The 13,588-nt window shown below is 68.2% G+C and carries 14 protein-coding genes; 12 read left to right on the top strand and 2 right to left on the bottom strand.

The genetic code is table 11. The annotated features are described in order from the left end of the window. Positions 1-30 precede the first annotated feature (30 nt). From ACT54R_RS06055 to ACT54R_RS06015, 9 genes are all read left to right on the top strand, one after another. On the top strand, positions 31-816 hold the full coding sequence (locus tag ACT54R_RS06055; RefSeq protein WP_168459489.1) for an ABC transporter permease: 786 nt from the start codon (positions 31-33) through the stop codon (positions 814-816). Continuing rightward, complete coding sequence (locus tag ACT54R_RS06050) at positions 813-1,595, top strand: ABC transporter permease (protein WP_476324539.1); 783 nt, start codon at positions 813-815, stop codon at positions 1,593-1,595. Before ACT54R_RS06055 ends, ACT54R_RS06050 begins: the two co-directional genes overlap by 4 nt. A 9-nt stretch (positions 1,596-1,604) precedes the next feature. Next, positions 1,605-2,396, top strand: a complete 792-nt coding sequence (locus ACT54R_RS06045) for an ABC transporter ATP-binding protein (protein ID WP_029555401.1) — start codon at positions 1,605-1,607, stop codon at positions 2,394-2,396. Positions 2,397-2,477: 81 nt separating this feature from the next. Further along, positions 2,478-3,581, top strand: a complete 1,104-nt coding sequence (locus tag ACT54R_RS06040; protein ID WP_476324537.1) for an ABC transporter substrate-binding protein — start codon at positions 2,478-2,480, stop codon at positions 3,579-3,581. Between the two features lie 47 nt (positions 3,582-3,628). After that, positions 3,629-4,942 carry a sulfopropanediol 3-dehydrogenase gene (hpsN, locus tag ACT54R_RS06035; protein ID WP_476324535.1) on the top strand — a complete coding sequence of 438 codons (1,314 nt, stop codon included), beginning with the start codon at positions 3,629-3,631 and terminating at the stop codon, positions 4,940-4,942. Between the two features lie 3 nt (positions 4,943-4,945). After that, positions 4,946-5,707, top strand: a complete 762-nt coding sequence (locus tag ACT54R_RS06030) for an SDR family NAD(P)-dependent oxidoreductase (RefSeq protein ID WP_476324533.1) — start codon at positions 4,946-4,948, stop codon at positions 5,705-5,707. A 23-nt stretch (positions 5,708-5,730) separates the two neighbouring features. Then, entirely contained in the window at positions 5,731-6,726 is a 996-nt protein-coding gene (locus ACT54R_RS06025) for a zinc-dependent alcohol dehydrogenase (protein ID WP_476324531.1), read from the top strand. Positions 6,727-6,962: 236 nt separating this feature from the next. Continuing rightward, on the top strand, positions 6,963-7,250 hold the full coding sequence (locus ACT54R_RS06020; RefSeq protein ID WP_168459495.1) for a UxaA family hydrolase: 288 nt from the start codon (positions 6,963-6,965) through the stop codon (positions 7,248-7,250). Between the two features lie 8 nt (positions 7,251-7,258). After that, the gene (locus ACT54R_RS06015) at positions 7,259-8,539 is read left to right on the top strand and encodes a UxaA family hydrolase (RefSeq protein ID WP_393974190.1); all 1,281 of its coding nucleotides are present in this window, start codon (positions 7,259-7,261) and stop codon (positions 8,537-8,539) included. 89 nt (positions 8,540-8,628) lie between these two features. On the opposite strand, the gene ACT54R_RS06010 is transcribed toward ACT54R_RS06015, so the two are convergent. After that, positions 8,629-9,633: an Ldh family oxidoreductase gene (locus ACT54R_RS06010; RefSeq protein ID WP_476324528.1), complete on the bottom strand. Its 1,005-nt coding sequence runs from the start codon at positions 9,631-9,633 to the stop codon at positions 8,629-8,631. Beyond that, positions 9,630-10,565 (bottom strand): hydroxyacid dehydrogenase, encoded by a 936-nt coding sequence (locus tag ACT54R_RS06005; protein ID WP_476324526.1) that lies wholly within the window; start codon positions 10,563-10,565, stop codon positions 9,630-9,632. The genes ACT54R_RS06010 and ACT54R_RS06005 overlap by 4 nt, the downstream gene beginning before the upstream one ends. A gap of 196 nt (positions 10,566-10,761) precedes the next feature. Between ACT54R_RS06005 and ACT54R_RS06000 the strand changes: the two genes are divergently transcribed. From ACT54R_RS06000 to ACT54R_RS05990, 3 genes are all read left to right on the top strand, one after another. Then, positions 10,762-11,559: a GntR family transcriptional regulator gene (locus ACT54R_RS06000; protein ID WP_476324524.1), complete on the top strand. Its 798-nt coding sequence runs from the start codon at positions 10,762-10,764 to the stop codon at positions 11,557-11,559. A 355-nt stretch (positions 11,560-11,914) separates the two neighbouring features. Continuing rightward, positions 11,915-12,685, top strand: coding sequence for an ABC transporter ATP-binding protein (locus ACT54R_RS05995; RefSeq protein WP_237355759.1), 771 nt, complete (start codon positions 11,915-11,917; stop codon positions 12,683-12,685). Beyond that, complete coding sequence (locus ACT54R_RS05990) at positions 12,678-13,571, top strand: ABC transporter permease (RefSeq protein WP_476324522.1); 894 nt, start codon at positions 12,678-12,680, stop codon at positions 13,569-13,571. The genes ACT54R_RS05995 and ACT54R_RS05990 overlap by 8 nt, the downstream gene beginning before the upstream one ends. Positions 13,572-13,588: the final 17 nt, after the last annotated feature.

Raw genomic sequence — 13,588 nt, 5'->3', positions numbered from 1 at the left:
GATGGAGCACGCAATGACGGGAGGAGACGAATGCCGCTCGGGCGCAGGTCCGCCATCGGCGTGACGACGCTCGGCTTGCTGGTGCTCGCGTGGTTCATGGCCACCGGCGCCAACGGGCTGATCTCACCGGGACGTTTCCCGACGCCGGCCGATACCTGGACCGCAGGCCTCCAGGCCATGGTGCGGGGCTACGGCGACGCGACGCTCGTCGTGCATGTGCTGCAATCGCTGAAGCTGGTGGCGCTGGGCTTCGTGGTGTCGGTGGCGGTGGGCGTGCCCCTCGGCCTCCTGATGGGCACCAGCGCGACGGCCGAGGCGGTGCTGAACCCGGTGTTCATGCTGCTACGCCCCATTCCGCCTTTGGCCTGGATCCCGCTCGCCATCCTGTGGTTCGGGCTCGGGGACACGGCCAAGATCATGGTCATCTTCTTCGCGGCTTTCGTGCCTTCGGTCATCAACACCCAGGCCGGCGTGCGCACCATCGAGCGCCCGCTGATCGAAGCCGCGCGGATGCTGGGCACGCCGCACGGCCGCTTTATCCGCGAGGTGGTGGTGCCCGGCGCCGCGCCGATGATCTTCACCGGCCTGCGCCTGTCCCTGCAGGCGAGCTGGACCACGCTGGTGGCGGCTGAACTCGTGGGCGCCCTCGCGGGGCTCGGCCACCTGCTCAACCTTGCCCAGCAGGACCTTTATCCCGGCATGATCCTGGTGGGCATGATCTGCGTCGCCATCTTCGGCGCGCTCACTACCGCTCTCCTGGGCCTTGTCGAGCGCCGCACCCTGACCTGGGTCCGCATCAAGGGAGAGACGGCATGACCGGCGCGCTGGATCCTGCTCGGCGCATGGTGCTGGGCCTCGCCGGTCTCGTCGGCTTCTTCGGCCTTTGGGCTCTGGTCGCGGCCAGCGGGCTTGTGGGCAAGGCCTTCCTTCCCGGACCGATGGAGGTGGCCGAACGGCTCGTCACGTTGCTCCACACCTCGTTCGCGGGGGGCACGCTGCCGCAGCATCTGGCCTCCAGCCTGCAGCGCTTTTCCGCCGGCTACCTGCTGGCGGTGGCGGTGGGCGTGCCGCTGGGCCTGCTCATGGGACGCTTCCGGCTGCTCGACGACATCGTCTCGCCGCTGTTCGACGCCCTGCGCTTCATCGCCCCCATCGCCTGGGTGCCGTTTGCGGCGCTGTGGTTCGGCACTGGCTTCGGTGGCCCCGTCCTCATCATCTTCTCCGGCGCCTTTCCCCCCTGCCTGCTCAACGCCTATCGCGGCGCTCGTCAGGTGGACCCGCGCTACATCGAGGCCGCTGAGATGCTCGGCACGCCGACGCACAGACTGATCCTGGAAGTGCTGCTGCCGGCCGCCACCCCCTCAATCGTGGCCGGCCTCCGGATCGGTGCCGGTCTCGGCTGGCAGTCGTTGGTGGGGGCCGAGCTGATCGTGGCCTCCACCGGCGTCGGCTACATGATGGTGCAGGCCCAGAGCGGCGTCGCCACCGCGACCGTGATGGTCGGCATGGCCGCCATCGGCCTCGTCGGCGTCCTCATCGACATCGCCCTTCGTGCCCTCGAGGCGCGCATCCACAACCGCCTCGCGCGAGCCTGAGAGGACAAGATGAGCTCCATCCGCTTCGATGCCGTGAGCAAGAGTTTCGGCGCCGGCCAGGTGAAGGCGCTGGACGACGTGGACCTTGCCATCGCCGACAAGGAATTCCTTGCCATTGTCGGCCCCTCCGGCTGCGGCAAGACTACCTGCCTGAGGCTCGCCGCGGGCTTCGAGTTTCCCACCTCCGGCCGCGTGCTGGTGGGCAATGCCGAGGTTCGCGAGCCGGGCCCGGACCGGGCGGTGGTGTTCCAGCAGTTCGCCCTGTTCCCGTGGAAGACGGTGGTCGAGAACATCGAGCTGGGCCTGCGCAACCGGAACATGCCGCGCGAGGAGCGGCGCATCCGCGTCATGGAGGCGGTCGAACTGATCGGCCTCAACGGCTACGAGGGCGCCTATCCGCACCAGCTCTCGGGCGGGATGCAGCAGCGCGTGGCCATCGCCCGTGCCTATGTTCTCGATCCCCAGGTGCTGCTGATGGACGAGCCCTTCGGCGCCCTCGACGCGCAGACCCGCGTGGTGATGCAGGAAGAGCTGGTGCGCCTCGCACGGCGCAATCCGCGCACGGTGCTGTTCATCACCCACGGCGTGGAAGAGGCGGTCTATCTCGCCGACCGCGTAGCGATCATGACCCGCCGCCCCGGCCGCCTGAAGGAGATCGTGGACGTGAAGTCGATCCGCGAGGCCGAGGGCTGGGAGCGCTACAGCCGCATCGAGGACGTGATGGACCTCGAATCCTTCGTCCACCTGCGCACCCACATCTGGCGATCGCTCCGCGAGGAAAAGACCGGCGCCGCGCACTGACGGCGTTGAAAAAGGGAGTACGCGCCCCGGCACGCGCTCCAGAACAGGCCGGACCACCGGCAGCACCAGGGAGAGACACGCATGACCAAGGTCAAGGATACGCCGTTCAAACGCCCCGCGCGCAGGCACGCCTTCCTCGCGGCGGCGCTCGCCGCCCTCTCGGCAACCCTGGTCGCGCCGGCCGCACCGGCTCGGGCCGAGGGGCTGACCAAGATCAGCATCTCCTACCAGCCCTCGCTCTACTGGGCTCTGCCGTTCTACATCGCCACCGAGAAGGGATGGTGGAAGGAGGTGGGGCTCGACGCGAGCTTCGTCACCTTCCCGGCGGGCGCGCCGCAGGTGGCGGCGGCGCAGGCGGGATCGTGGGACGTGGGCGGCACGGGCTCGGTCCCGGCGGTGCTGGGCGCCGCGCGCTTCGGGCTGGTCACGGTGGGCATCACCAACGATGAATCCAAGACCAACGCGCTGATGACCCGTGCCGACAAGGTGGCGGCGCTGCAGAAGGACCCATCCGCCCTGAAGGGGCAGAAGCTGCTGCTCACCACCAATTCCACGGCGGACTACGCGGCGCGCAACTGCCTCGCCAAATGGGGGCTGAAGTCCTCGGACATGCAGTTCGTCAATCTGGGCCAGGCGCAGATCATCTCCGCCGCCATGGCCAATAATTCCGAGGTGGTCGGGGTGTGGGCGCCCTACACTTACACGCTGGAAGAAAAGGCCGGCGCCAAGGTGCTGTGCTCCGGCGCGGATGCCGGCGCCATCGTGCCCGGCGCGCTGGTGGTGCGTCCCGCTTTCGCCAAGGAGCACCCGGACCTCGTGGCCAAGGTGGCCGCCGTCTATCTGCGGGCCTGGGGCTGGGCGAAGGCGCACCCGAAGGAGGCGCACGCCATGACCAAGGCCTTCTATGCCATCGGCGGCGTCGAGGCCTCGGATTCGGCCATCGAGCAGGAATTCGCCCTGCGGCCCACCTTCGCGCTCACCGAACAGCTCCGCCTGATGGATCGCGCCAAGGGACCGTCCGCCCTCGACGGCTGGCTCGGCCGGATCGGCGCCTTCATGGCGGAGGTCGGCACCATTCCCACGGCGCCCGAGGCGAAGTCCTACGTGGACGACAGCTTCATGCGGATGGTCGCCGCCGACCCCAAGCTCAAGGCTTTCGCCACCGAATTCGACACGACCAACTGAAGCCCGGACGGCAGGACGTCTCCTCCCCGGCGCCATGGAGCACTGAAATGGCCATCGAATACCTGAAGCGCGCGAGCAAGACCCCCGAGACCGAGACGGGAACGGCCCGCGAGGTCGTCACCGCCATGCTGGGCGAGATCGAGCGCCGGGGCGAGGAGGCGGTCCGCGAGTATGCCCTCAAGCTGGACAAGTGGGACGGCCCCATCCTCGTCACCCGCGAGGAGATGGAGCGCCGCGCCCGCGAGGTGCCCGATCAGGTGCGCCGCGACATCGCCTTCGCCGCCGATCAAGTGCGCCGTTTCGCCGATGCCCAGCGCGAGAGCGTGAAGGACTTCTCCGTGGAGCTTCTGCCCGGCCTCACCGCGGGGCAGAAGCTGGTGCCCTGCAACGTCGCCGGCTGCTACGTGCCCACCGGCCGATACGCGCATATCGCGTCCGCCTACATGTCAGTCGCCACGGCGAAGGCGGCGGGCGTCGGCACCGTGGTCGCCTGCTCCACGCCCTATCGCGGGGGCGGCATTCACCCTTACGTGCTCTATGCCATGATGGTGGCCGGAGCGGATGTGGTGATGACGCTGGGCGGGGTGCAGGCCATCGCGGCCATGGCCTACGGCCTGTTCACCGGCAAGCCGGCGGACATCATTGTCGGCCCCGGCAACAAGTTCGTCGCCGAGGCGAAGCGCATGTTGTTCGGCAAGGTGGGCATTGACGTTTTCGCCGGCCCGTCCGAGGTAGCGGTGATCGCCGACGAGACCGCCGATCCCCTGATGGTGGCGGTGGACCTGGTGGGGCAGGCCGAGCACGGCCACGAGAGCCCCGCATGGCTCTTCACCTCGTCCCGCGCGCTGGCGGAGGAGGTGATGCGTAGCGTCCCCGGCCTCATCGCCGACCTGCCGCCCACCGCCCGCGATGCCGCTGCCGCCGCCTGGCGGGACTATGGCGAGGTGATCGTCTGCGACACCCGCGAGGAATTGGTGGAGGTTTCCGACCGCTACGCTTCCGAGCATCTGGAGGTCCATGCCGCCGACCTCGGCTGGTGGCGCGACGCCCTGACCAATTACGGCTCGCTCTTCCTCGGGGAGGAGACCACGGTGGCGTTCGGCGACAAAACGTCCGGCCCCAACCACATCCTGCCCACCAAGTTCGCGGCCCGTTACTCGGCCGGGCTGTCGGTGCACAAGTTCCTGAAGCCGCTCACCTGGCAGCAGATGAGCCGGGACGCCTGCAAGACCATCGCCCAGGTCACCGCCCGCATTTCGCGGCTGGAGGGCATGGAGGCGCATGCGCGCACCGGGGATTACCGTCTCGCCAAATACTTCCCCGGGCACAATTTCGACATGGGCGTGCCGGTGGACGCCTGAGCCATGTTCAATCTGTCTTCCCTGTTCGATCTGTCCGGCCGTACCGCTTTGGTGACGGGCGGAAGCTCCGGCATCGGCCTCGCCATCGCCGCAGGGCTGGGGCAGGCCGGGGCCGGCGTGGTCCTCGCCGCCCGCCGTGCGGCGGAGCTGGACGCCGCCTGCGCCGACCTCGCCGGCAAGGACATCGCCGCCCGCGCCATCGTCGCCGACCTTGCAGCTGACGACGGGGCCGAGCTTCTCGCCGAAGCGGCCGGCGAAGGCATCGACATCCTCGTCAACGCCGCCGGCATGAACCTGCGCCAGCCGTTCGGCGCGGTGACGCGAGAGGCCTTCGACCTGCACATGGCCGTGCACGTGCGCGCGCCGTTCATGCTGGTGCAGAAGCTCGCGCCGGCCATGGCGGGGCGGGGGTGGGGGCGCGTTCTCAACATTGCGTCGCTGCAATCCTTCCGGGCCTTTCCTAATTCCGCGCCCTATGGCGCGGCGAAGGGCGCCGTCGCCCAGCTCACACGAGCCATGGCGGAGGAATGGTCCCGGCATGGCATCACCGCCAATGCCATCGCCCCGGGCTTCTTCCCCACCGCGCTCACCCAGGCGGTGTTCGAGGACGAAGCCCGCGCCGCCCACAATGCGGCCCAGACCGCCATCGGCCGCAATGGGCGGCTGGAGGATCTGGTGGGTCCTTCCGTGTTCCTCGCCTCCGATGCCGGGGCTTACGTCACCGGTCAGGTGCTGGCGGTGGACGGCGGCTTCACCGCCAAATAGCGCCCCGAGATGAAAGCCCGATCATGAAAGCCCTGGTCTATACCGGACCCCACCGGCTGGAGTTCCGCAGCGAGCCCGAGCCTCTGCCCGCCAACGACGAGGTGCTGGTGCGTGTGGAGGCGGTCGGTATCTGCGGCTCGGATATGCACGCCTATCACGGTCATGACGCGCGGCGTCCGGCACCGCTGGTGCTGGGCCACGAGGCGGCGGGGCGCATCGCCTCCGGGCCACGGGCGGGACAGCGCGTCACCGTCAATCCGCTGGTCACCTGCGGCACCTGCCCGGCCTGCGAGGCGGGGCGCGCGCATTTGTGTCCCGGCCGGCAGATCCTCTCCATGCCGCCGCGCCCCGGTGCGTTCGCCGAGCTGGTGCGGGTGCCGGAGCGCAATCTGGTGCCCATCCCCGACAATTTCCCCGTCGCCCATGCCGCGCTCGCCGAGCCCGTGGCGGTGAGCTACCACGCGGTGAACCAGGGGGCACGGCTTCTGGGCCTGCCCCTTCCTGCTGCCCGCTGCCTCGTGCTCGGGGGCGGGGCCATCGGGCTTGCGGCGGCTTTGGTGCTGGCCATGCAGGGCGCGGCGGAGATATTCGTCGCCGAGCCCAATGCGGCCCGGCGCGACACGGTGGAGCGCGCCGGCCCGTTCCGCTGCTACGCGCCGGGGGAGGGGGGTGAACCCCAGGACGGCAGCATCGATCTCGTCATCGACGCGGTGGGTGCCATCGCGACCCGCGCCGCGGCATGCCGGCTCGTGCGGCCGGGGGGCGTCATCGTCCATGCCGGACTCTTGCCCGGCACGGAGGGGCTGGATATCCGCCGCATCACGCTGCAGGAAATCATCGTCTCCGGCACCTATTGCTATACGCCCGCCGACTTCCGGGCGACGGTGGAGGCGCTCGCCTCTGGCCGCCTCGGCGCCCTCGGCTGGATCGAGGAGCGCGGATTTTCGGAGGCCATCTCTGCCTTCGCCGACATCGACGCCGGCCGGACCGGCGCGGCGAAGATCGTTCTGCGGCTCTGACCGCAGCGCCCCGGACTGGTCCGGGGCGCTTTCCTCATCCCTCGATCCTGCCCCGCCGGCGGCTTGGCGCAGGCGTCGGCTCCGCGCGGCCAGACGCGCCTTTCATTCGAAAAACCAGAAAGAACGCCGTCGCCCGACAGGCCGCTTGACAGGGTTTTGTTCGCAGTTTTATGTACTATATCTTATATAAGACTTGGCCGACACGAGCCGGCCAAGACGGCAACGAGGAGGCAAGCGTGAGTGCGCCGCAACTGCTGGTTCACGAGAAGAAGGACACCGTCGGTGTCGTGGTGGTGGAGGGCCTGAAGGCCGGCACCGACATGCTGTGCGTGGTGACGCACGACAATTCGGCGTTCCACCTCACCTCCAAGATGGACGTGCCCATCGGCCACAAGGTCGCCCTCACGGACATCAAGGCCGGCGACACCATCTGGAAGTACGGCCAGGACATCGGCATCGCCAAGGCCGACATCGCCAAGGGCGAGCACGTCCACGTCCACAATGCCAAGACCAAGCGCTGGTGAGGGAAGAAATGTCCAACATCGCCATGTTCCACGCCCAGACCGCGCCCAACCCCTTCCGCGGCGGCGCGCCCGACCAGCTCATCACCAAGGCGACCCCCACGGCGCTCGCCTCGGCCGATTATGCCAACGCCACCGTCCGCGGCTGGCGCCGCGAGAACGGCCGGGTGGGCGTGCGCAACCACGTCGTCATCCTGCCCCTCGACGATCTCTCCAACGCCGCCTGCGAGGCGGTCGCCGCCCATGTGAAGGGCACCATGGCGCTGCCCCACGCGTACGGCCGCCTGCAGTTCGGCGAGGATCTGGAAATCCATTTCCGCACCCTCATCGGCATCGGCTCCAACCCGAACGTTGCCGCGGTGGTGGTGATCGGCATCGAGGACCAGTGGACCAACCGCGTGGTCGAGGGCATCGCCAAGACCGGCAAGCCGGTGGTGGGCTTCGGCATCGAGCTGAACGGCGACATCGCCACCGTGGCCAAGGCCTCCTACGAGGCGAAGCGCTTCGTGCAGTGGGCCAACGAGCTGCCGCAGGAGGATTGCCCGATCTCCGACCTGTGGATCTCCACCAAGTGCGGCGAGAGCGACACCACCACCGGCCTGTCCTCCTGCCCCACGGTGGGCAACATGTATGACAAGCTGATCCCGCACGGCATCTACGGCGTGTTCGGCGAGACCTCGGAAATCACCGGCGCCGAGCACCTGTGCAAGGAGCGCGCGGCCACCCCGGAAGTGGCCGAGAAGTGGTTCAAGATGTGGAAGTCCTACCAGGACGACGTGATCGAGGCCCACAAGACCGACGATCTCTCCGACAGCCAGCCCACCAAGGGCAACATCGCCGGCGGCCTCACCACCATCGAGGAGAAGGCGCTGGGCAATCTCGAGAAGATCGGCCGTGAGTGCCGATACATCGACGCCCTCGAGCCCGCCGAGGCTCCGGCCAAGGGCCCCGGCCTCTATTACATGGACACGTCCTCCGCAGCGGCCGAATGCGTGACGCTGATGGCGGCGGCCGGCTATGTGATCCACACCTTCCCGACCGGACAGGGCAATGTGATCGGCAACCCCATCGTCCCGGTCATCAAGATCTCGGGCAACCCGCGCACCATCCGCACCATGGGCGAGCATATCGACGTGGACGTCTCGGGCGTGCTGCGTCGGGAGATGACCATTCCGGAGGCGGGCGACGCGCTCATCGACATGATCGTGCGCACCGCCAACGGGCGTCTCACGGCGGCCGAATCCCTCGGCCACCGCGAGTTCGTGATGACCAAGCTCTACCGCAGCGCGTGAGGGCAGGGCGGCCGGCAGCGGCCGCCTTCTCCCCGAACGAAAAAGGGCCGCCGGCAGGATATGCCGGCGGCCCTTTTCTATTTCCCGTCTCAGGCGGCGGAGCGGCGCTGTAGGTCTTCCAGCAGGTCGGCAGGAATGGTGATGCCCTCGGCCTCACTCACAGCCCGCGCTTTCAGGCGCCGCTCGCCCGGCAGGCGCGTGCCGTCCTGCCCAAGAATGGCGCCGAGGAGCCGTTCCAGCCGGACCAGATAGTCCGCCCCGCCCAGCCGCACCGGGTCCATCACCAGGAACAGGTGGCCGATGGCGGGGGAGGGACCCTCGGCGGTGAAGAAGGAGGCTGCCTCGAAGCCGAACTGGCCGCCGGTGAGGGCGGCGGCGAGGATTTCCACCATCAGCACCAGCGCCGCCCCCTTGGCATCGCCGATGGGCAGCATGGTGCCGGCCAGCGCGGCCTTGGGATCGGTGGTGGGGTTGCCCTGCGCGTCCAGCGCCCAGTCATCCGGGATGGGATTGCCGCGCTGGGCGGCGACCATAATCTTGCCGCGGGCCACCTTGCTCAGGGAGGCGTCGATGACGAGCGGGGCTGCATCCTTGCGCGGGGTAGCAAAGGCGATGGGATTGGTGCCGAACACGCCCGCCTGCCCGCCCCACGGCGCGATGGCCTGCGGCGAGTTCGAGAAGGCGAGGGCGGCCAGCCCCCGCTCCGCCATCTGCTCCACATGATGACCCATGACGCCCGCATGGTGCGAGGCGAAGACCGAGACCGCGACGATGCCGCTCTCGGCGATGCGGCCTGCGGCGGCATCGAGCCCGGCGGCGATGGCGGGAAAGGCGAGGCCCTCGCGCGCATCCACCCGCAGGGTCGAGACGGAGGTCCATTCGAGGGCCGGTTCCGCCTGTCCCTTCACCTTGCCGGAGCGGATCTGGTCCGCATAGGCCGGCAGGCGGGAGAGGCCGTGGCTGGCGATGCCGTCCGCGTCCGCCGCGACCAGGGCCTCGGCGGTGGCCTCGGCTGCCGCCCGGCTGGCGCCGGCCGCGATGAGCACCGAGCGGGCGAGGGCGCGGGCCGCGTGGAGGGAGAGTTGCTCGCTCATGCCGCCTTCTCCTGAAGCACCTGCGCCACCGCGATGGCGACCGCCTCGCTGACACGTACGTTGGATTCCACGGTGACGCCCGCAATGTGCGGGGTCAGGATGAGGTTCGGCACGCCCTCAAGCGGGCCGCCGCCGGGCAGGGGCTCCGTCTCGAACACGTCCAGCATGGCGCCTGCGAGGCGCCCCGCCTTCAGCGCCTCGGCCAAAGCCGCCTCGTCCACCACGCCGCCCCGCGCGGCATTGATGAGCACCGCATCCGGCCGCATGCGGGCGAGGGCGTCGGCGCCGATGAGGCCGCGGGTCTCTGCGGTCAGCGGCACATGGAGGCTCACCGCGTCGGCCCGTGCCAGAAGGTCGTCCAGGGCCACCGGGCGGACGCCATGGGTGGAGAAAGCGGGATTGGCGGCATCGAGGAAGGGATCGTGGGCGATTACGTCCATGCCGAGCGCCACGCCGCGCCGTGCCGTCTGCCGGGCGATGGCGCCGAAGCCGACGAGGCCGAGGATGCGGCCGGAGGTTTCCCGCCCCATGAGGCGGGTGCGCGGCCATGCGCCACCCGCCACCTCGGCGGAGGCGTGGTAGGCGCCGCGCAGCAGCATCATCACGCCGCAGATGACATATTCGGCCACCGCCAGGTCGTTGGCGCCGGTGGCCGGGCGCACCGCGATGCCGCGGGCGCGGCAGGCCTCCACGTCGATATTGTCGAGGCCGACCCCGAGCCGCCCCACCACTTCCAGCCGGGGCGCCGCCGCGAGCAGCGCTCCGCGAACCTGCGTGCGGTTGCGGACGATCAGGGCGCGGGCTTCCTTGAGGAGGCCGTGGAGGGCGTCGGGCTGGTCCACCAGCGCCGGATCGTAATGGACCTCGTGACGGCCGCGCAGCGTGGCGAGCGCCGCCTCGTCCATGAACTCGGTGACGACGATGTCGGGCATGGGCGTTTCCGGTTGTCGTTTTCGGATATTGTCGTTCTGGGTGCGGAACGAGGGCATTGCGTGCGCTTCTATTCCGTTATCATATATAAGATATGAGACTGACGGGTGTTGCAAGCTCTGCGGGGGAGATGCAAGCCGGGCCAGCCGCACCTATAAGCGTCCGAGAAGGACGCGCGGACCAGGGGGCGAGACCATCGTGAGCAAGCCAAGCATTGCCGCCGGGGCCGAGCCCCGCAGGGCGCAGGAGAGAAGCCCGGCCGGCGCGGCCCATCGCGGCGAGGGAGAAGGGCTCGAATCCAAGCCGCTCTACCGGCAGGTCCGCGAGACCCTGATCCGCCGCATGGTGGACGGCGTTTGGGCGCCCGGAGAGCCCCTGCCCAGCGAGATCCAGCTCGCTGCCGAACTGGGTGTCAGCCAGGGCACGGTGCGCAAGGCGCTGGACGAGATGGCGGCGGAGAACATCGTGGTGCGCCGGCAGGGCCGGGGCACCTTCGTCGCCCGCCACGACGAGGAGCGCATCCTGTTCCAGTTCTTCAAGCTGGTCGGGGATGACGGGGAGCGCCACTTCCCCGAAAGCCGCGTGCTCGGCATCGAGCGGGCCAAGGGCACCACCGCCGAATGCGCCGCCCTCGCCTTGCCGCGCAACGGGCGGGTCCTGCGCATCCGCCGCCTGCGCACGTTCGACGGCGCACCGCTCATCATCGAGAGCCTGATCCTGCCCGACCAGATGTTTCCGGGCCTCGCCGACGCGCCGGTTCCGAACAATCTCTACGGCCTCTACGCGCAGCGCTACGGTATCACCGTGGCGCGGGCGCGGGAGCAATTGAAAGCCGTGGGTGCGGATGCCGACACCGCGGCCATGCTGCATGTGGAGCCGGCCACGCCGGTGCTGCTCATCGACCGTCTCGCCTATTCGCTCGACGGGACGCCGGTGGAATGGCGCGTCAGCTTCTGCCTCACGGCCGGTTTCCATTATCTCTCCGACCTGACCTGATTTTTTCTAAGCGGTTGAGCAAAGACCATCTTTCGGCACGGGGCAGTCGCCGGGGTGGTGCAATAAAACTTATGTCTTATATATGATAGTAGATGACCTTTACAGGCCTACCGGCCTTGTCTATCGTCATCACACCTGGGGCGGCGTGACAGGAGTCCGCAGCCAGCAGGCAAAGCCGAAGAACGGCGGGGCGGATGCGCCATTTCGCGCGCCTCGACCGCGGGATCCCACCAGACACAAAAAGCCCTGCCGCCCCGCCAAGGGTGGTCAGGCACCATGAAGACCGGGAGCAGAAACGACGCCTCGCCAGAACGGCCAATAAAGGCCGCGGCGACAGGTCCCAAGGGAGGGATGCATGGGTTCGCAGAAACCTCTTCTGGAGGTGAGTGGCGTAACGCTGCAGTACAAGACGCCGAATCTACTTGTCACCGCCACCTACAGGGTGGATTTCAACGTTCTCGAAGGTGACCGCTTCATTCTGCTGGGCCCGTCCGGGTGCGGAAAGTCCACCCTGCAGAAGGCCGTCGGCGGCTACATCACCCCCACGGAGGGTGAGATGCGCCTCAAGGGGCAGGTGATCCGCGCCCCCGGGCCGGACCGCATGATGGTGTTCCAGGAATTCGACCAGCTCCTGCCCTGGAAGACCGTGCGCCAGAACGTGGCCTTCGCCCTCACCGCCGCCCGCAAGCTGAAGGGCCGGGAGGCGGACGAGCGGGCCATGCATTACATCGAGAAGGTGAACCTCACCAAGTTCGCGGACACTTATCCGCACATGCTTTCCGGCGGCATGAAGCAGCGCGTGGCCATTGCCCGCGGCATGGCCATGGAGCCGGACATCCTTCTGATGGATGAGCCGTTCGCCGCGCTCGACGCGCTGACGCGTCGGAAGATGCAGGACGAACTCCTGCAATTGTGGGCGGACACGCGCTTCACCGTGCTCTTCGTCACCCACTCCATTGCCGAGGCCATCAAGATCGGCAACCGCATCCTCCTGCTCTCGCCCCATCCAGGCCGGGTGAAGGCCGAGCTCAACAGCACCACCGATCCCAAGGACGCCGCGCTCCTCGAGCAGCGCATCCAGCACATGCTGTTCGCCGACGAGGCGAAGGAGATCATCGATGCCTGAGATCGCCACGCTGAAGGTCATTCCCCTCACCGAGCCGCGTCCGGAAATCTATCGCGAGGACACGCCGGCCGACGCCATGACGGTGGTGGAAAAGCCGCTGTCCACCTGGGAACTGCTCTACAACTGGAGCTTCTTCCGCAAGCTCATCATTCTCGCCGCGCTGGCATTGGCGTGGGAAATCTACGGGCGCGTTCTCAACAACGACCTGCTCTTTCCCACCTTCAGCGCCACCGTCTCCGCCTTCTTTGCCAACGTGATGAACGGCGTGCTGCCCGAGCGGGCGTGGGGGTCGCTCCGGGTGCTGCTGATGGGATATGCCATCGGCATCACGCTCGCGGCGGTGCTGACGGCGCTTGCCATCGCCTCGCGCATCGGCACGGATTTTCTGGAGACCATGACCTCCATGTTCAATCCGCTGCCGGCCATCGCGCTTCTGCCGCTGGCGCTGATCTGGTTCGGGCTCGGCACCGCCAGCCTCGTCTTCGTGCTGGTGCACTCGGTCACATGGGCCATCGCGCTCAACACCCACTCGGGCTTTCTCTCGGTGAGCCGCACGCTGAAGATGGTGGGTCGCAACTACGGGCTGAGGGGGCCGCGCTTCATCGCCACCATTCTCATCCCGGCGGCGTTTCCGTCCATCCTCACCGGGTTGAAGATCGGCTGGGCATTCGCGTGGCGCACGTTGATCGCGGCGGAATTGGTCTTCGGGGTGTCGTCCGGCTCCGGCGGTCTCGGCTGGTTCATCTTCGAGAACAAGAACATGCTGGACATCGCCAACGTGTTCGCCGGCCTTTTGACCGTGATCCTCATCGGCCTCGTGGTGGAAAATCTGATCTTCCAGACCATCGAGCGCCACACCGTCCAGCGCTGGGGCATGCAGGCCTGACCGGCACCGGGAGGCGT

The sequence above is a fragment of the Xanthobacter sp. DMC47 genome, assembly GCF_056313845.1.
The sequence above is the reverse complement of the archived record's forward strand: the minus strand, read 5'-3'. Positions and strand labels throughout refer to the sequence as shown.

Coding starts and splice junctions, on each gene's coding strand:
- ACT54R_RS06055 (WP_168459489.1), top strand. CDS start 31: ATGCCGCTCGGGCGCAGGTCCGCCATCGGCGTGACGACGCTCGGCTTG.
- ACT54R_RS06050 (WP_476324539.1), top strand. CDS start 813: ATGACCGGCGCGCTGGATCCTGCTCGGCGCATGGTGCTGGGCCTCGCC.
- ACT54R_RS06045 (WP_029555401.1), top strand. CDS start 1,605: ATGAGCTCCATCCGCTTCGATGCCGTGAGCAAGAGTTTCGGCGCCGGC.
- ACT54R_RS06040 (WP_476324537.1), top strand. CDS start 2,478: ATGACCAAGGTCAAGGATACGCCGTTCAAACGCCCCGCGCGCAGGCAC.
- hpsN (WP_476324535.1), top strand. CDS start 3,629: ATGGCCATCGAATACCTGAAGCGCGCGAGCAAGACCCCCGAGACCGAG.
- ACT54R_RS06030 (WP_476324533.1), top strand. CDS start 4,946: ATGTTCAATCTGTCTTCCCTGTTCGATCTGTCCGGCCGTACCGCTTTG.
- ACT54R_RS06025 (WP_476324531.1), top strand. CDS start 5,731: ATGAAAGCCCTGGTCTATACCGGACCCCACCGGCTGGAGTTCCGCAGC.
- ACT54R_RS06015 (WP_393974190.1), top strand. CDS start 7,259: ATGTCCAACATCGCCATGTTCCACGCCCAGACCGCGCCCAACCCCTTC.
- ACT54R_RS06010 (WP_476324528.1), bottom strand. CDS start 9,633: ATGAGCGAGCAACTCTCCCTCCACGCGGCCCGCGCCCTCGCCCGCTCG.
- ACT54R_RS06005 (WP_476324526.1), bottom strand. CDS start 10,565: ATGCCCGACATCGTCGTCACCGAGTTCATGGACGAGGCGGCGCTCGCC.
- ACT54R_RS05995 (WP_237355759.1), top strand. CDS start 11,915: ATGGGTTCGCAGAAACCTCTTCTGGAGGTGAGTGGCGTAACGCTGCAG.
- ACT54R_RS05990 (WP_476324522.1), top strand. CDS start 12,678: ATGCCTGAGATCGCCACGCTGAAGGTCATTCCCCTCACCGAGCCGCGT.